14 protein-coding genes, 1 rRNA gene and 1 other annotated feature are annotated in these 19,421 nt (G+C 38.5%); of the genes, 3 read left to right on the forward strand and 12 right to left on the reverse strand.

Annotated features, from left to right (window positions below; translation table 11 throughout):
* Window positions 1–308: 308 nt before the first annotated feature.
* The 5 genes from LS41612_RS00175 to LS41612_RS00195 form a co-directional block, all read right to left on the reverse strand.
* Window positions 309–2,720 (reverse strand): heavy metal translocating P-type ATPase, encoded by a 2,412-nt coding sequence (locus LS41612_RS00175; RefSeq protein ID WP_024362945.1) that lies wholly within the window; start codon window positions 2,718–2,720, stop codon window positions 309–311.
* Window positions 2,721–2,801: 81 nt separating this feature from the next.
* The gene (gene copZ, locus LS41612_RS00180; protein ID WP_024362944.1) at window positions 2,802–3,008 is read right to left on the reverse strand and encodes a copper chaperone CopZ; all 207 of its coding nucleotides are present in this window, start codon (window positions 3,006–3,008) and stop codon (window positions 2,802–2,804) included.
* A gap of 57 nt (window positions 3,009–3,065) precedes the next feature.
* The gene (locus LS41612_RS00185; protein ID WP_024362943.1) at window positions 3,066–3,398 is read right to left on the reverse strand and encodes a metal-sensitive transcriptional regulator; all 333 of its coding nucleotides are present in this window, start codon (window positions 3,396–3,398) and stop codon (window positions 3,066–3,068) included.
* Between the two features lie 76 nt (window positions 3,399–3,474).
* Entirely contained in the window at window positions 3,475–4,425 is a 951-nt protein-coding gene (locus LS41612_RS00190) for a cation diffusion facilitator family transporter (protein WP_024362942.1), read from the reverse strand.
* A 31-nt stretch (window positions 4,426–4,456) separates the two neighbouring features.
* Window positions 4,457–4,792, reverse strand: a complete 336-nt coding sequence (locus tag LS41612_RS00195; protein WP_024362941.1) for an ArsR/SmtB family transcription factor — start codon at window positions 4,790–4,792, stop codon at window positions 4,457–4,459.
* A 139-nt stretch (window positions 4,793–4,931) separates the two neighbouring features.
* On the opposite strand from LS41612_RS00195, the gene tadA reads away from it, so the two are divergent.
* Window positions 4,932–5,447, forward strand: coding sequence for a tRNA adenosine(34) deaminase TadA (gene tadA, locus LS41612_RS00200; RefSeq protein WP_024362940.1), 516 nt, complete (start codon window positions 4,932–4,934; stop codon window positions 5,445–5,447).
* Window positions 5,448–5,639: 192 nt separating this feature from the next.
* Window positions 5,640–9,152 (forward strand): S8 family peptidase, encoded by a 3,513-nt coding sequence (locus LS41612_RS00205; RefSeq protein WP_024362939.1) that lies wholly within the window; start codon window positions 5,640–5,642, stop codon window positions 9,150–9,152.
* Between the two features lie 222 nt (window positions 9,153–9,374).
* Here the strand turns inward: LS41612_RS00205 and serS are convergent, their stop codons facing one another.
* The 3 genes from serS to pdxS form a co-directional block, all read right to left on the reverse strand.
* The gene (serS, locus tag LS41612_RS00210; RefSeq protein WP_024362938.1) at window positions 9,375–10,655 is read right to left on the reverse strand and encodes a serine--tRNA ligase; all 1,281 of its coding nucleotides are present in this window, start codon (window positions 10,653–10,655) and stop codon (window positions 9,375–9,377) included.
* A gap of 79 nt (window positions 10,656–10,734) precedes the next feature.
* Window positions 10,735–10,951 (reverse strand) — a binding site (T-box leader).
* 49 nt (window positions 10,952–11,000) lie between these two features.
* Window positions 11,001–11,564, reverse strand: a complete 564-nt coding sequence (gene pdxT, locus LS41612_RS00215) for a pyridoxal 5'-phosphate synthase glutaminase subunit PdxT (protein ID WP_024362937.1) — start codon at window positions 11,562–11,564, stop codon at window positions 11,001–11,003.
* Between the two features lies 1 nt (window position 11,565).
* Complete coding sequence (gene pdxS, locus LS41612_RS00220; protein WP_024362936.1) at window positions 11,566–12,450, reverse strand: pyridoxal 5'-phosphate synthase lyase subunit PdxS; 885 nt, start codon at window positions 12,448–12,450, stop codon at window positions 11,566–11,568.
* A gap of 105 nt (window positions 12,451–12,555) precedes the next feature.
* On the opposite strand from pdxS, the gene pdxR reads away from it, so the two are divergent.
* Window positions 12,556–13,986, forward strand: a complete 1,431-nt coding sequence (gene pdxR, locus LS41612_RS00225; protein WP_024362935.1) for a MocR-like pyridoxine biosynthesis transcription factor PdxR — start codon at window positions 12,556–12,558, stop codon at window positions 13,984–13,986.
* 19 nt (window positions 13,987–14,005) lie between these two features.
* On the opposite strand, the gene asnB is transcribed toward pdxR, so the two are convergent.
* From asnB to rrf, 4 genes are all read right to left on the reverse strand, one after another.
* Window positions 14,006–15,844, reverse strand: coding sequence for an asparagine synthase (glutamine-hydrolyzing) (gene asnB, locus LS41612_RS00230; RefSeq protein ID WP_024362934.1), 1,839 nt, complete (start codon window positions 15,842–15,844; stop codon window positions 14,006–14,008).
* Window positions 15,845–15,951: 107 nt separating this feature from the next.
* Complete coding sequence (locus tag LS41612_RS00235; protein ID WP_024362933.1) at window positions 15,952–17,283, reverse strand: D-alanyl-D-alanine carboxypeptidase family protein; 1,332 nt, start codon at window positions 17,281–17,283, stop codon at window positions 15,952–15,954.
* Window positions 17,284–17,423: 140 nt separating this feature from the next.
* Window positions 17,424–18,887: an IMP dehydrogenase gene (gene guaB / locus LS41612_RS00240; protein ID WP_024362932.1), complete on the reverse strand. Its 1,464-nt coding sequence runs from the start codon at window positions 18,885–18,887 to the stop codon at window positions 17,424–17,426.
* A gap of 405 nt (window positions 18,888–19,292) precedes the next feature.
* Window positions 19,293–19,408 (reverse strand): 5S ribosomal RNA (gene rrf, locus LS41612_RS00245).
* Between the last annotated feature and the right edge of the window lie 13 nt (window positions 19,409–19,421).

Here is a 19,421-nt window from a genome sequence, read left to right on the forward strand (position 1 = left end):
CTAAAATGAATCAGTGCTTTTCATTGTATCATAGTGAGAAAATGAAAAACAGAATCAACATGTATCTCAATTTTTAACATTATTTGACCTGCCCAGTTGATAGATATCAAACAAACTTATAGCTCCATGCAACAAAAAAGACCCACCTTAGTGGGCCTAACTTTAGCCAGCAAATACTGCGTAAATTTCCGCTAGGTGGACGCTTTCCTCTCTCCACAAGTAACGTCCATTCTACGCAGGCGTTTTAGTAAAAATCTACTTAGAGAATTGTTTGAGAATTGTTTGAGTGACTGGCACTATAATTTGCACTATAATTTTGCTCGTTGTAAACGTAAGGCATTTAACACGACGGACACTGAGCTGAATGCCATAGCTGCACCCGCTACCCACGGTGCAAGAAGGCCCATAGCTGCAATTGGAATCCCTAATGTATTATATGCAAATGCCCAAAATAGATTTTGCTTAATATTGCGCATTGTTTTACGACTCATAATAATGGCATCCGCAATGCTAGTTAAATCACCACGAATAAGCGTAATATCAGCAGCCTCCATTGCCACATCTGTACCAGTTCCTATGGCCATCCCAATATTGGCAGTTGCTAATGCTGGTGCATCATTAATGCCATCACCAACCATCGCTACGTTTTTGCCTGTAGCTTGCAGTTTTTTCACTTCATCCGCTTTTCCTTCTGGAAGTACTTCTGCGATAACATGGTTAACCCCAACTTCCTGACCGATTGCTTGCGCAGTCCGTTCGTTATCACCCGTCATCATAATGACTGTAATACCCATATCCTGTAAACGACGAATGGCTTCTTTTGACGTATCTTTTACCGTATCTGCAACAGCAACAAGGCCAGCATATTGACCGTTTATAGCAGCCAACATAGCGGTTTTACCGTTTTCCTCTAATGTCTCCATTGTCGGCAATATATGCTGAATATCTATATCATATTGTTGCATTAATTTACGTGTCCCGATTACCACACCTTGACCCGAAACGGTTGCTTGCACGCCGTAACCTGGAATGGCCTCAAAAAATTGAACATCGCCAAGTGTGATACTTCGCTCTTCAATTCCTTGCACAATGGCTTGTGCTAGCGGATGTTCGGATTGTTTCTCTGCTGCCCCAATCAATGAAAGAAAGGATGCTTCTTCTTGCCCCGTTGCTAGTACAACGTCTGTTAATATCGGTTTGCCGTGTGTTACGGTTCCTGTTTTATCGACAACAACTGTATCAATGCGTTGCGTTTGTTCTAAATGCTCGCCCCCTTTAAACAAAATCCCAAATTCAGCGGCGCGACCAGAACCTGCCATAATAGAGGTCGGTGTCGCTAAGCCTAGCGCACAAGGACAAGCAATAACAAGAACCGCAATTAACACTTCTAGTGCAGGTGTAAATTCACCAGGTTTTACCCATAAAATCCAAACAAGGAATGTCACAATCGCAATACCAACAACAATCGGCACGAATATACCCGAAATTTGGTCTGCTAAACGTTGTATGGGAGCTTTTGAACCTTGTGCATCTTCTACAACTTTAATAATTTGAGCAAGTGCTGTGTCTCGACCAACTTTGGTTGCTAACATTTTCACAAAGCCATTTTTATTAATGGTTGAACCGTATAATACATCTCCTTGTTTTTTATCTACCGGAAGACTTTCCCCTGTTAGCATTGATTCATCAACGGCTGTTGTACCTTCTACTACTTCACCATCTACAGGAATTTTTTCACCTGGTTTAACTAATAAAATATCACCAATCACAACTTCTTCTAATGGGACTTCTTTTTCTACTCCATCTCGCACAACTATCGCAGATTTTGCTTGCAGACCCATTAGCTTTTTAATCGCTTCTGATGAACGCCCTTTTGCCTTTGCTTCGAATAATTTACCTAAAAGAATTAACGTAATTAAAACGGCACTCGTTTCAAAGTATAGATGCGGTCCATGATGTGAATTAACTGTAACAATGGCTTGATAAACGCTGTAAAAATAAGCTGCTGAAGTCCCCATAACGACAAGGACATCCATATTAGCACTGCCATTACGTAAAGCTTTATATGCACCTACATAAAATTGTTTCCCAATAATAAATTGAACTGGTGTAGCTAACACTAATTGCACCCAAGGATTCATTAAAAAATCGGGGACATATAAAAACGATGTCAATGAAAAGTGAGCAACCATCGTCCACAGTAATGGTAGCGAAAGAATAGCTGAAAAAAGAAATTTTTGTTGCTGTTGTTTTATTGCCTTTTCTCGATAATCTTCAGTTGCTCGCTCATCCGCTTTTTGATGAGCACCATATCCCAGCTTCTCAACCTTACCGATAATATCCGATACAGAAACCTCTGTTGGATTAAATTCGATGGATGCTTTTTCAAGTGCCAAGTTTACAGTTGCTGTTGAAACACCTGAAAGCTTATTTAAACCTTTCTCAATACGAGTGGCACATGCAGCACACGTCATACCTGTAATATCAAGTTCCGCTTTCTGTTTTACGACGCCATAGCCTAACGCTTCGATTTTCTTTTCAAAGTCTACTTCACTCAATATTGCTGGATCATATTTTATAGAGGATTTTTCAAGCGCTAAGTTTACGGTTGCTTGCTCGACACCCTCCATTTTTTTCAAGCCTTTCTCAATACGCGTAGCACACGCTGCGCAAGTCATGCCAGTAATTTGTAGGTTCGTTTCCTTCAATTCAGAACGCATTAACTTCCCACCTCTTTCTATACCATATAGGGGTATATAAATTTGAAAATAATAGAGTGCCTTGTGAGCACCCTATTGATCTTATTCTACCTCGTAGCCTTGATCGTCAATCGTTTCTTTAATTTGCGCAAGTGATACTTGGGCATCGTCAAATGCGACATCTACCAAACCATCTGCTAAATTTACTGTTACTTGTTCTACACCCGCTAATGCGCCGACACTTTTTTCCACTGCATTGACACAATGTCCACATGACATTCCTTGTACGTTTAATGTTACATTTTGCATAAATATCTCTCCTTTAAATTTAATGTACATGCTATATAAGAGTAACTACCCGTAAAATTATTTTTTCATTAATTTTTGAATGGTCACGACTAACTCATCTAGAACCGCTTCATCGCCTTCAGATAGGCGATCTACGACACAGCCTTTTAAATGACCTTCTAATAAAATTTTCGCTACGCTATTCAAAGCTGATTGCGTGGCAGACAGTTGCGTGATGATATCATCACAGTAAACGTCTTTTTCAATCATTCCCTTAATACCTCGGATTTGACCTTCTACTCGATTTAAGCGAGTCGTTAAATCCTTTTTCACGCGCTCAGGGTGATGACTTTTTCGACACGATGCAGTTTCCTCTGTATGACAAGCATCCTCTTTCACTGTGTCCTCCAAATTCTTCACCTCCTATTTGCTAATATCATACTATACCCACGAAGGGTATGTAAATAGGCGTTTTATTTTTTTATAATTAATGGTGATCGTGATGAACTGGCTCACTCTTAAGATTACATAAAATTGATTCATCATGGCGGTTCGCTGCGGTTTCCAATTGAATCGTTATATGCTTTATGCCCTTATGTTCAAGATTATGTTCAATTTCACGTAAAATATGCTCGCTTTCTCCAATGTTTAGCTGGTCATCGACAACTGCATGACAGGACAATGCATTTGTTCCGCTAGTTATCGTCCAAATATGAAGATCATGAATACTTTGCACACCTTCAGTTTGCTCCATTATTTGAATGATTTCCTGAACGTCGACATTTGAAGGTGTTCCTTCCATAAGAACATGGATAGCAGACTTTGTCACAAAATATCCACTACGTAGTACTAATAATGCAACAATAACACTGGCAAGTGGATCGGCCCAGCCCCAGCCGAAAAACATAATGACTAAAGCAGCAATGATGGCACCGACAGAGCCAAGCATATCACTAAGAACATGTAAAAATGCACCACGCATGTTTAAATTGTCTTCCGTATCTCCACCCCGCATCATAATCCAAGCCACTACTATATTAATTAACAAACCAATTACACTAATAATCAGCATACCTGTTGTTGCTACTTCTGGTGGATTTGCAAAACGCTCAATGGCTTCATAGAAAATAAATAACGCAATTAAAATTAATGTTACACCATTTAACACTGCAGCTAATATTTCAAACCTTTTATAACCATATGTTTTACTAAAGCTAGCTGCTTTTTCTCCAAAAATAAAAGCAAGAAGTGCAATGGCTAAAGAAATTGAGTCACTTAACATATGGCCAGCATCCGATAAAAGTGCCAAACTATTTGTTAAGAACCCACCAATTGCTTCAATCACCATATAACTCGTAATGATGATAAAGGATAGTAAAAGCACCTTTTTATTTGCACCATGTGTATGATCATGACCGTGATCGTGATTATGCCCCATCGTTTTCCCCTCCAAATATTAATTCATACAATTAGTTGTGCGTAGCGTGTTCAATTGCTTGCTTCAATAAATTCATAATGTGGTCATCATCTTTTGAATAATATAAGCTTGTTCCTTCCCTCCTGAATTTTACTAATCGTAAATTTTTTAAAAATCGTAATTGATGGGATACCGTTGACTGACTTAAGTCTAATATTTCAGCAATGTCGTTAACCGAATGCTCATCTGAACATAATAAATTTAAAATCCGTATTCTTGTTGGATCACTCAATGCTTTAAACGTTTGAGAAACAACAAATAACGTTTCCTCATCTAAGTGCTTGCCATTACCGGTTTCTATTTCGCCCTGTTTAACTTGTTCATCCATTTTCCGTTCCTCCTATAGTTTATTTATATATGAGCATGTGTTCATATATAAATATATAGGGTTATTTTAGAAATGTCAATTCAAAGCAAAATACAAAACGCCACCCGCATGATACACTACTCTGTAAGGAGAGATTCTAGTGGATATTTTTGAAAAAGACCGCATATTTATGAACCAAGCTTTAGAGGAAGCAAAAAAAGCTGCTTTGCTTGGTGAGGTACCAATAGGGGCCGTTCTTGTATATGAAGGAGAAATTATTGCGCGCGCGCATAATCTACGTGAAACAACTCAAAATGCAACTACGCATGCCGAATTAATGGTGATTCAAGAAGCATGTAAAAAACTTGGTAGTTGGCGTCTTGAACAAACAACACTTTATGTCACACTGGAACCTTGCCCTATGTGTGCAGGGGCTATTTTGCAGTCGCGAGTGCCACGTGTTGTATACGGCGCACGGGACATAAAAGCTGGCTGTGTCGATTCACTCTATCATTTATTAAATGATGCGCGCTTCAACCATGACTGTGATGTAACGGAAGGTATATTAGCTGAAGAATGCGGACAAATTTTAACCGATTTTTTTAGAGCATTACGCGAACGAAAAAAAGCTGAGAAAAAAGCACGGAAAATGGCAGAATCTAGTGAGCCACAATAAGTGGTATTTACGAGAGCATTTGCTGTCAACATGAAAAAGGTACCCCCAAATTTAGGTGGGTACCTTTTTCTATTCTCTAATAATAGGGGTAAATCAGGAAAGTAGACCGAAATTATCCTTTTATCCGAAACTTTTCCACGTTTCATTCGTATTAGATATAGAATAAATAAAACATCATGGGAGAGAGAACAATTGAAAAAATGGATGAAGAAATCAATTGCTTTAGTAGCGTCAGCTTCACTAATGGTTCCTGCTGCTTCTGCCTATGCTACAGCACCAGAAAAAACAGCACAGCACACAGAAGTAGAGAAAAGTCTTATAGCTAGCAATAAGGAAAAAGCATTAAAGTATGTAAAAAATGATAAGGAATGGATTAGTAAAGATACCATTATCGTCAAGCATACAGGTCTTGCTAAGAACGCACATAAAAACATTGGCTCCAAAGTAATACGATCTATTCCATCACTAGGATATGATGTAATCCAACTGAAAAAGGGAATTTCTTTAGAAAAAGCAGTTTCTTATTATGCAAAGCAAGACGGCGTTAAAAGTGTATCCCCAAGCTACGTTTATCATTCCTTCGCTAACGGAGCAGATCCAAAGAAAAAAGATATGTATCATTTAAACTTACTTCAAATGGATAAGGCACTAGAGTTAGCAGGTAATCATGAAGTAAAAGTAGCGGTTATCGATTCTGGTGTGGATTTTAAACACCCTGATTTAAAATCTCAAGTACTTCCACCGTATAATGCCGCAGCACCAGCCAATACCACTTATACTGGTGACCACGGAACACATGTAGCGGGTATTATTGGCGCTGCAAAAGATAATAATGTAGGAGGACATGGGATTAATCCAAATGCTAAGCTTCTTCCAATTGATGTATTCAACGGAGAAGAAGGTGCCAATGATTTCGTCATTGCACAAGGTATTCTTTACGCCATTGAACAGGGCGCTGATGTTATTAACATGAGTCTTGGTGGTTATGGAGAATCTCCATTAATGAAAGACGCTGTTAAGCAAGCGATAGATAAAGGAATTACGATTGTAGCAGCAGCAGGAAACGAATCGACAGATGAATATTCTTTCCCTGCTTCTTACGAAGGTGTCATTAGCGTAGGTTCTACAAATGATATCAACAAACTATCAAGCTATTCAAACTATGGTCCATCGGTTGACGTGGTAGCACCAGGTGAGGAAATATACAGTACCGTTCACGACGAGAAAAAGGGATCATCCTTTGTCAAATTTAGTGGGACATCAATGGCAGCTCCCGTTGTAGCAGGTGTTGCCTCCCTACTAAAATCAAAACATCCAAATTTAAAGCCTCATGAAGTAGAAGCTATTCTCGAAATGACCGCAAATAATCTAGGTGAGAAAGGCTATGATCTTACATATGGACATGGTCTTATCAACCCGGTGAAAGCATTACAGTTTAATGTCAATAATCTTCCGAAAGAGTATTCAGAAACAACGGAAGAACGTATTAAAAACGCCAAAGTTCTTGCAAAGAATACATTGAATTCAGAAAAAGGTGAATTCAAACAACCAAACGAAAAAAAATGGTACAAGGTTGATTTAGATGCAAATGAATATGCTCAACTGACATTAAAGGGTGCAAACAAATACGATTATGCACTTGAATTGTATTTCTACCCTACAGATAGCAAAGAGGAAGTCGACCCAATCCATGTCAATGATGTGCGTGTAGGAAAGCAAGAGGGATACCTATACAAAGCAGATCAAAAAGGAACACTGCTTGTTGGGGTTAAAGATTATAATGGCAGCTATAACTTAAATGGTGAGTCGAATTATGTATTCACTGCTCAAACAACGAAGGATTTACCAGTTGATTCATTAGAGATGGACAAAAAGGAGAACATTCAACAGTTCCCATTCAGTACAAAAGGGAAAAACTATACCCTGCTTTCTAAAGATCAACAAAGCGACCAAGATTATTTCACATTTTCAGTAAAAGAACCAACAACGCTGCGATTTGATTTGTCTGGTATTCCAGGTGTTACAGCCTCTATGGAACTTTATCTAAAGGAAGAATTAGATGCTGTACCAGCAGAAAACGTTAATGATGAGGAAATGTATGAGGCCTATCCAATTCAAACAAGCTATAGCGCAGATAAAGGCGACGGTGTAAACCTTATTGTTGACGCTATTCCTGGGACAGAATATGTATTAAACGTATCCAATCAAGGCAGTAGTGCTTTTTCACTTGATATGTTCTTTAGCGGCGGCATTGAAAATGAAGAAACGATAAGTGAATCCATCATCCCTTATACATTAAAGGGTGAAGTCGTTACCCTTCCTGAAGATGAAGACGGGTTACCGTTAAATGAGGAAATGCCAGAAGGTAATGTAGAAAATGAGCTTTTACCTTTAACTCAATATCAAACAAAAAAAGACAATCAAATAAATAATTTATTCAATATGTTTATGGATCCTGGTGCTATGGGTAATCCGGAAGACATAGCTCTAATTATGGAGCAAGCCGTTCCTTTTGACATTGGTCAAGATAAAAAAGCTTACTTCCAAACAGAATTTGATGAAGATTACTTCTTATTAAAGCCCGAAGAAGATGCCGTATATGGTTTCCAAGTTAAAAAAGGCATGAATCAAATTCCAGCTGGAACTATTTTTGAATATGATGAGGAAACAAACGAATTATTAGCAGTTTCTTCATTAAGTAATGATATGGGGATACTAAGTTTACTTCTTGGCTCAACTAGTAATGCCAATGATGCAAAAGCAGTCGCATTGAAAAAGGACAAAACTTATGTTGTAAAGGTAATGAATCAAGGTGCTCGCTCGGCTGAACCATATACTCTTAAAACAAGTAAATTAGCAGCTATCCCATCAGATTATAAAAGTGATAATAACACAACAATAAATGCTCAAGCGGTGCAACCTGGTACAATCTATAAAGATCATATCATTTATCAAGATGATATTGATTACTACTACTATAAACAACGCGGTCAAGATGAAATCATGAGCCTTCTTGTTTCTTCTGTACCTATGACAAATGAACAGCTAAATCAATTACCTAAAGAGCTTCAAAATGCCTTTAAATTTTCAGGTTCTATAATTGAAGATACAAATGGCAACATGGAAATTGATCCAAAAGAATTGGAAACCGAAATTCAATTTGGACAAGGCAATAACATTTTTGAACTATTACTCGGTATTATTGGCACAACTGATGTTAATACCTCTTTTAAAGCGAAAAAGAATCATGGTTATTTTATTATTATTAACGGTATGAACCTTGAACAAGTATCGATTCATCCATATACTTTAAGCATGTATAAACACAATCAAGTCGATGAAGATAAGGATTCCGAATTAATCAATGGTATACCAACAAAGCCATCTAAGCTTACGAAAAAAGATAACAAATGGGTTGCTTCGCAATATTTAAATGCCGGTGTTCCGTTTGGCGATAAAGACTACTTTGAATTAAATATTGATAGCAAACGCGATGTATTCTTCTCTCTACAAACAGAAAAAGCACTGGATGGTGTTATCCGTATCATTGATGCAAAAGGAAAAACAGTAGGAACTTTTGATCTTTACGGAACTGAAGATCCGGAAGTAGGTACAGTTGAATTAGACAAAGGAACTTACTATATTGAAGTAAGTGAATTAAACGGCAAAGCTAGTACTCAACCATATACACTTGAAGTACAATAGGGTATAAATCACCTAAACATAGTCACTTCTGTTGTCTGATTTAGAACTAAAACAAAAGAGAAAAAGTGTTAGATTGACTGTAGTCAATCTAACACTTTTTTGCTATGCCGTTGTTGTCTGCAACGGCGGTGCTTTCCGCTACCAACAACTAGTGAACAGTTCTAATTTTTTAGTAGTTGCAAAAGCATGAATAGCTAAATCTATATAGTTTGGAGAATTTAATTACTTCGGTGCAATGACTTTTTTGCCGCCCATATAAGGAACTAATACCTCTGGAATAGCTACGCTTCCGTCGGCTTGCTGATAGTTTTCAAGGATGGCAGCCACTGTTCGACCAATAGCAAGACCTGAACCATTTAATGTGTGTACGTATTCTGGTTTAGCATTTGGCTCACGGCGGAAGCGGATATTGGCACGACGCGCTTGGAAATCCTCAAAGTTTGAGCAAGAAGAAATTTCACGGTACATATTTTGTGCTGGAATCCATACTTCTAAATCATATTTTTTGGCAGCAGTGAAGCCTAAATCAGCTGTACACATTTTTAATTTACGATAAGGTAAACCTAATAATTGTAATACTTTTTCAGCGTGACCTGTTAATAATTCTAGCTGTTCATAAGATTCCTCTGGTTTTACAAAACGGACTAATTCCACTTTATTAAATTGGTGCTGACGAATTAAGCCACGTGTATCGCGACCGGCAGAGCCCGCTTCTGAGCGGAAGCAAGCGCTATACGCTGCAAAGCCTTGTGGTAAAACTTCAATAGGTAGAATTTCATCACGATAGAAATTCGTAACAGGTACTTCTGCTGTTGGAATCATAAAGTAATCTGTATCATCTAGTTTAAATACATCTTCTTCAAATTTAGGTAGCTGACCTGTACCCGTTAAGCTATCTCGATTAACAATAACAGGTGGTAGCATTTCTTCATAACCATGCTCTTCTGCATGTAAATCCATCATAAAGCTCATTAATGCACGTTCTAAACGAGCACCTAAGCCACGATAGAATAAGAAACGACTGCCCGCTACTTTTGCTCCACGTTCAAAATCTACAATTTGTAAATCTGTTGCGATATCCCAGTGTGCTTTAATATCAAAATCAAAAGTTGGTACTTCGCCCCACGTATATTCCACTACATTGTCGTCTTCCGTAGTACCGACTGGCACAGATTCATGTGGCACGTTTGGTAAGCGCATCATCATATCTTTAAAACGGTCTTCTACTTCATTGAGTTGTGTATCTAGCTCTTTAATTTCATCGCCAACTTGACGCATACGTGCGATGACTTCATCAGCATTTTCTTTATTACGTTTCATAACAGAAATTTGTTCAGATACTTTATTTCGTTCTGCTTTCAGTTCTTCTGCTTTCGCGATTAATTCGCGACGTTTTGTATCTAAAGCTTCAAAATCATCTAAGTTTCCTAAATCTTCATTGCGTGTTAATAGCATTTCTTTAATTTCCGCGAAGTTATCACGGACGCGTTTAATATCTAACATCCTTCATACCTCCAGTAGTAGATTCATAAATGATGGGAATTTATAGATAAGATAGAACACAAAAAAGCCCTCATCCCATGAAAGGGACGAGAGCTACCCGCGTTGCCACCCTAATTGACCAGACAGATTGCCTAGTCCACTTATCTCATAACGGCATTTCAGCCGGCGACAGCCTACTTCATTCACTTCGACTGCGCAACTCCAGGACGGATTCACAAGTGCTTTTATCAGCTTCCACCACCCGCTGACTCTCTAAAAAAAACGTGCTTGCTACTACTTCCCATCATCGTGTTCAATTATTTAAATTTTATCCATACTGTACTATATGAAACGACATTTTGCAAGTCACACCATGGTCGTCACAAAATATTTGACAATGCGCAAATCTGTCGTTAGTTCAGGATGAAATGAACAGCCAAGTAAATGACCATCTCGCGCTAGCACAATTTTTCCGTCATGCTCCGCTAGCACTTCAACACCTTCCCCAACTGACACAATATGCGGTGCGCGTATAAAGACAGCTGGTATTGCTTCGCCAATCGCTTGGATATTTAAATTCACTTCAAAGCTATCTACTTGACGTCCATATGAATTTCGAGCAACGACAACATCCATTACAGCTAAATGTGGATCATGGTCAACTACTTCTTTTGCCAATAATATCAATCCAGCACACGTGCCGAATATTGGTACGCCTTTTTGCGCAAGTGAACGAATGGGCCCCAATAGTTCATAGCGATCAAGTAACTTGCGCATTGTTGTACTTTCTCCACCTGGTAATATAAGTCCATCAAGCCCTTCTAATTGCTCCTTATGCTTGACTAAAACCGTTTGACAACCAAGTGTCTCTAACATTCGTACATGCTCTCTAACAGCACCCTGTAATGCTAATACACCGACTCTCTTCATATTACCAGCCTCGTTCTTGCATACGTTCACTTTGACTAAGTTGTGCAATATCAATACCTTTCATCGGCACACCCAGCTCTTTTGAAATTTCTGCAATCAATTTATAATCTTTATAATGCGTCGTTGCTTCTACAATGGCACGTGCAAATTTCTCAGGATTTTCCGATTTAAAAATACCAGAGCCCACAAATACTCCATCAGCACCTAACTCCATCATTAATGCTGCGTCTGCTGGTGTCGCTACACCGCCTGCGGCAAAGTTTACAACTGGTAATCGACCAAGCTTTTTAATTTCTCGTAATAATTCAAATGGCGCACCAAGCAATTTTGCCTCAGTCATTAACTCATCCTCAGTCATCCCGACAACTTTTCGTACTTGGGCATTGACCTTACGAATATGGCGTACAGCCTCTACAATATTCCCTGTACCTGGCTCACCTTTCGTCCGTAGCATAGATGCCCCTTCACCGATACGACGAGCCGCTTCTCCTAAATCACGACAGCCGCATACAAATGGCACTGTATAGTCACTTTTCAATAAATGATATTCCTCATCCGCTGGCGTTAACACTTCACTCTCATCAATATAATCAACGCCCATTGCCTCTAACACGCGAGCTTCAACGATATGACCAATACGTGCTTTCGCCATAACAGGAATTGTGACAGCCGCCATAACCTCCTCTACAATACGAGGATCTGCCATGCGTGCCACTCCTCCTGCCTTTCGTATATCTGAAGGCACTCGCTCTAATGCCATCACAGCCACAGCACCCGCTGCTTCAGCAATTTTCGCCTGCTCCGCATTAATGACATCCATAATCACGCCACCCTTTTGCATTTCCGCCATCCCACGTTTTACTAATTCTGTTCCTGTTTGCTTCATTCTTTTCTACCTCCACCTTTGTGATGAAATTTAGTATAATAGAAATTGACCATATCAAAATATTCAGTTTATAAAATAATTATAAGGTCAGGTGAAAAATCGAACATGGATATGCTTTTATTTCAGCTTGAAAAAAACGGTGGAAAACCGCTATATGATCAGCTTTATAGCGGTATTAAAGAAGCGATTATTACAAAGAAAATTACGGTCGGAGAAAAATTACCTTCGAAGCGAAAATTGGCAGATTTTTTAAATATTTCTCAAACAACAATCGAAATTGCCTATGCCCAATTACTTGCAGAGGGTTATATAATATCAAAATCTCGGGTCGGTTATTTTGTAGAGGATATTGATGAGCTCCCCTATATACAGCAAGACACATCTATGCTGCTAAAAGAGCAACCTCGGAAAAAAACATATGCCATTGATTTTAACCCTGGTTCCATAGATATTGATGCCTTCCCATTTCAAACATGGCGAAAATATGCAAAAGAACTTTTTGATGATACCTCCAAAGAATTATTATTGACTGGAGAACCTCAAGGAGAATTAGCGTTACGTACAGAGATTGCAAATTACTTATATCAATCGCGCGGCGTTATTTGCAGCCCAGAGCAAATTGTCATTGGTTCAGGTACAGAACAACTGCTCCCGATGATTTTGCGTCTTTTCAGCGAAGACACTTGCTTTGCACTCGAAAACCCTGGTTATCCGACCGTGCATCGGATGTTTTTACAACACAAACGACAGGTTTGTCCAATTGCAGTAGATGATGAAGGTATCCTTATTCATCAACTAGAAAAAACAACTGCTAATGTCGTTTATATCACGCCGTCGCATCAATTCCCTACTGGCGCTGTATTGTCTGCCACAAGGCGCGCACAAGCTTTAAATTGGGCAGCTCAAAGTCCATCACGATATATCATTGAAGATGATTATGATTCGGAATTTCGTTATACTGGAAAACCAATTCCCGCGCTACAAGCTTTAGATCGCAATGATAAAGTCATCTATATGAGTACATTTACCAAATCATTAATGCCTTCCTTGCGAGTCGCCTATTTTGTACTACCACCTAAGCTACTTGCTACTTATAATGATGTATTTAATTATTATTCATCTACAGTACCAAGGTTCGATCAGCACATTGTAGCCAATTTTATGCGAGATGGACATTTTTCAAAACATTTAAATCGTATGCGAAAAGTATATCGAAAAAAGCATGAGAAGCTCACGACGATATTAGAAAATTATTCTAATCAAATAAAAATCACTGGGGAGCAGGCAGGTATGCATATCTTGCTCAATGTTCAACATGAACTATCCGAGCAACAATTACAGCACAGTGCCAATGATGCAGGTATCGGTATCTATCCATTATCCGCTTATCGTCTTGATGAAAATACGGCCACACAAGCTCAATTTTTACTCGGCTTTGGCGGCATTCCTGTACACGAGATTGAATCTTCCATTGAGAAGTTAATGAATTGTTGGGCAATACAAACGAAACAACCATCTCCGTCACGATTCAAGTGACAAGATGGTTGTGCTTTTTTTAATTTTCTTTTAGTTGAATGTTATAATGCTTAAACCATGTATCAATTTGCCCCAAATAGGCTAACAGTTGTGGTCCTGCCATTAATTGTCCATACCAAGGTTCTTTAAATGAACTTCCTCCAGAGTCAATTAGCTCCACTAGTTTTTGTCGTTCAAAAAATTCATGAAGAACTGAATGTTTATCGTTCATAATTTCTGTTAACCATCGTTGAACACCTGCTGTATAAACTGGATGATAGGTTTTTGGATAAGGATTTTTTTTTCGATATAGTACTTCCTCTGGTAATAAATGTGACATCGCCTTGCGAAGCAAACCTTTTTCCATACCGTCTAAATTTTTCATTTCCCAAGGAATATTCCATGCGTATTCCACAAGCCGATGATCTGCAAATGGCACGCGCACCTCAAGACTCGCGCCCATACTCATCCGATCTTTTCGTTCTAGCAATGTTTGCATAAACCATACCGTGTTTAAATAAAACATTTCACGATGTTGAGCTGCGTCTGTACTTTCCCCTTCTAAATAAGGTACTTCACCAATCGTTTGTTCATAAACATGCTGCGCGTAATTTTCAACAGCTAACTTTGTACGCCATTCCTCGCGTAACATAGCTGTTCTTTCGGGTAATGAACGAATCCAAGGGAAACCAGTCGCTCTTTCTTTGAACCATGGATAACCACCGAATATTTCATCGGCACATTCCCCTGATAAAGCAACCGTAAAATCTTTTTTTATTTCTCGGCAAAACCATAGTAAGGATGAGTCAACATCAGCCATACCAGGTGCATCTCTTACAAAGACAGCTTCTTTCAACAAGTCAATTAACTGTTGTTGGCTAATTTGCTCCGCATGATGTGTTGTATCAAACGAGTCTTTCATTTTTTGTATCCAATAGGTATCCGTTGAATTTTGAAAAGCATGCGGATTAAAGAAACGTTCATTGTCCTCATAGTCGATAGAGTATGTGTGGAGTTTACCTTTCTTTTGTTGTTGAAAGCTGTTTGCCGCAATTCCAGTAATAATACTGGAATCAAGCCCTCCAGAAAGGAATGTACAAATTGGTACATCTGATACTAGCTGACGCTCAATAGCATCGGTTAGTAAATACCGTACATGGTCAATCGTTTCTTCTAATGATTCTTCATGTTTTTTACTTTTAAGTTGCCAGTATTGCCATATACGTAATCCTTCTTTTGAATACCGCATTGCGTATCCTGGTCGTAGCTCATGAATATTATGGAACAGCGACTTTCCGGGCGGTTTAGATGGTCCTACAGCCATGATTGTCGCAAGCCCTTCCCTATTAACAATTGGTTGGACTGCTGGATGTGCAAATAATGCCTTGACCTCCGAAGCAAATAGTAATCCTTCTTGTTGCTCAGTGTAATACAGAGGCTTTACACCTAGACGATCTCGACACAGAAAGAGCGATGCCGTTTGTTCATCCCACACACCAAATGCAAAAATGCCATTTAGATAGTTCACACACTGTTCTTTCCACTCAATATACGCAGTTAATAATACTTCTGTATCTGACTGGGTTGTAAAGTCGTGTCCTCTTGTTTGCAGTTCTTTTCGCAATTCTTTGGTATTATACAGTTCGCCATTATATGTAATGACATATGTTACGCCATCATGTTTTTTCACCATTGGTTGCTTGCCACCTATTAAGTCAATGACCGCTAACCGACGGTGGCCAAATGCGATATGTTCATTACACCAAATATTTTCATCATCTGGTCCCCGTTTACTTAATGTTTGCGCCATTAACTTCACAATGCTCTCGCTTGTTCGTAAATCATTTTTAAAACTAGCCCACCCGGTAATTCCACACATTTAGCCACATCCTTTCGCCTATTAGCGTATGCACATTGACTGTAAAACGTGAAAAAAAGAACACGCTATGTTTTTTCAAACATAAACGTGTTCTTACTAGTTAGTTTTTAAAATAATCCACCAACAAAATCAGTAATGCCGCCCCATAAGTTTCCGAAGAAGTTACCGATACCTTGGAAGAATAGAGAAATACCGCTAGCACGTTCTACAGACGCTGTTGTCACGACATCAGATGTAAACTCCTTACCATCAATAAAGCCGTAATCTTTGCCTTCTGTGCGCTCTATAACGACCTTCCCTACTACTGTATCTTTCTTAACTTTAGCTTCAAGGCTTTTTTTATCTAAAACTAATTTAGGTTGATATAAATCCTTTTCAGAAGATTTCACCATAAATGAAATTGGTTCTTTCACAGCAATGGCTACTTTGTCTTCTTGCCCTTTAGTTACTTTCACAGTCTTTTGGTCTTTAAACTTATAGTTTGCTGGAATAATTTCATGTTTTGTAAATTGTGTGAAGCCATAATTAAATAACTTAGCCGTAGCATCAAAACGTGCTTTATAAGAGCCTTCTCCTTTTGCATCGACAGCTTTCATTACGACTGCGATTAAGCGTGTCCCATTGCGTTCTGCAGTACCAGTGAAGCAATGCCCTGCAAAGTTAGTAGTACCTGTTTTTAGGCCATCTACGCCTTCATATTGGAATACTAGACCTGGTAACATAAAGTTCCAGTTTGACATTTCAATCGCGTCATCTGTTCCTTCACGGAATATCTTTTTTGTTATTTTAGATGTCTCTAAAACCTTTGGATGATCTTTTAATAAATGATAGGCTAATTTTGCTACAGATTTAGCAGGCATTACATTCTCATCTTCTGGACCAGTACCTGATGGGTGCATACCAAATAAATCAGCATTGTTAAGACCTGAAGCATTTACAAACTTATAGCCTTCAAGGCCAAGCTCTTCTGCCTTTTTGTTCATTAGTTTTAAAAACTCAGTTTCAGTACCAGCAATTGTTTCTGCAATTGCCACTGTAGCTGCATTAGCAGAGTAGATAGCCATTGCTTCATATAGTTCACGAATTGTATATGATCCGTCTCTTCGTAACGGTACATTACTTAATGCACGGTTTTGAGACATACGATACGTATAATCCGTCACATGATATTCCTGATCCCATTTCACCGTACCTGCATCAATTGCGTCCAGTAGTAGGTACTCCGTCATCATCTTCGTCATACTAGCGATACCTAGTGAAGTATCTGCATTTTGTTCATATAAAATTTTTCCTGAATCTGCGTCTATTAAAATCGCAGCATCAACCGTCAGCCCTAAATCTGTTTCTGCATTTGCTTTTGCAGGAACACCTGCAAATATACTAAATAATAGAACAGGAATTAGGAGCAAACGTAATACGGTGTTCGTTGTTTTTTTCACCTTTATTGCCCTCCAAAAAATAATCTTGTCCTCGACATTTTAACATAGATATCCTAGTAGGTGCGCAATCTATCTCATAAAAAATGCCCTCGTATCATCTTTGTAGACGATACGAGAGCATAAAAGTTGCTTGAAATATATTACATTGAATAGTTCGGTGATTCTTTTGTAATTTGAACATCATGCGGGTGTGATTCACGAAGACCTGCACCTGTCATGCGGACAAACTGAGCGTTGTCACGTAAATATTCAAGGTTAGGCGCACCACAATAACCCATACCTGCTCGAATACCACCAATCAATTGATAAACTGTATCTGCTAGAGGACCTTTATAAGGAAGTCGACCTTCAATTCCCTCTGGTACTAGTTTTTTTGCATCTTCTTGGAAATAGCGATCTTTTGAACCTTTTTCCATTGCGCCAATAGATCCCATACCACGGTAAACTTTGAAGCGACGACCTTGGAAAATTTCAGTATCTCCTGGAGATTCAGAAGTACCTGCAAGAAGTGAGCCAAGCATTACGATATTACCGCCTGCTGCAAGAGCTTTTACGATGTCTCCAGAGTATTTAATACCACCATCTGCAATAATTGTTTTACCTAATTCACGCGCTACTGTAGCACAATCATAAATGGCTGTAATTTGAGGTACACCTACACCTGCAACAACTCGTGTTGTACAAATTGATCCTGGTCCAATACCAACCTTCACTACATCTGCACCAGCTTCAAATAATGCACGCGCTCCCTCTCCAGTTGCCACGTTACCAGCAATAATTTCTAATTCTGGGTATGCTTCGCGGATAGAGCGAATTGTTTGTAGTACACCCTCTGAGTGACCGTGAGCTGTATCGATTACTACGATATCCACCTGTGCTTCGACAAGCTTCTCAATGCGAATCATTGTATCTTTAGATACACCTACAGCTGCTCCTACTAATAAACGACCATGTACATCTTTTGCAGCATTCGGGAACTCAATTACTTTTTCGATATCCTTAATTGTAATTAAACCAGTTAACTTACCTTCTTCATCTACAATAGGAAGTTTTTCGATTTTATATTGTTGAAGAATCTTTTCCGCATCCTCTAAAGTCGTTCCAACAGGAGCCGTAATCAAATCTTCTTTTGTCATTACATCTTCAATTTTTAAAGAGTAGTCAGAAATAAAACGTAAATCACGATTTGTAATAATTCCTACTAGCTTTTGGTTTTCCATACTATCCACAATTGGTACACCTGAAATTCGGTATTTACCCATTAAATGTTCAGCATCAAAAACTTGGTGAGTCGGAGTTAAGAAGAATGGGTTTGTAATAACACCATTTTCAGAACGTTTTACTTTTTCAACTTGTTCCGCTTGCTCATCTATGCCCATATTTTTATGGATAATACCGATACCACCTTGACGTGCCATAGCAATAGCCATCTTAGATTCTGTAACTGTATCCATACCTGCACTGACCATTGGAATATTTAATTTAATCTTTGGTGTAAGTTGAACTGATAAATCAACATCTTTCGGTAGTACTTCTGAATGAGCTGGTACTAATAATACATCATCAAAAGTTAAACCTTCTTTGGCAAATTTAGATTCCCACATTTTCGTAACTTCCTCCTATAGTTAAAAGAATATTAATTGTAAGATTAACAACGTGTCATGCTACTGTCAAGAAACTTATAAAAGAAAGACAATTCAGATTTTTTAGTTTGTCCAAACTTATACCTAATTATTCATTTTTAAAACCATTTTTCTATATTTAATGCTGAAATATCTCTTTTTAAAATATTTTTCTGTTAAACAATCAGCTACCAAGAAAAAATTAAACATCCAAACATTATTGATAGAATTAATAGTTAGCATAATTATTTTCACTTATTTTTTCACACAATTTGAAAAAATAATAGCACTAATGGACTCATAAGAACGCTTACAATTTTATTGAAATCGTTTTCGAAAGCTAAAAATAGACAAAAAACAGCCAGCAATATGCTGACTGCTTTGTGTGCCTAGCGACGTCCTACTCTCACAGGGGGAAGCCCCCAACTACCATCGGCGCTAAAGAGCTTAACTTCCGTGTTCGGTATGGGAACGGGTGTGACCTCTTTGCCATCATCACTAGACAGTATTTAATTG

This window comes from Lysinibacillus sphaericus (assembly GCF_002982115.1).
Taxonomy (GTDB): Bacteria; Bacillota; Bacilli; order Bacillales_A; family Planococcaceae; genus Lysinibacillus; species Lysinibacillus sphaericus.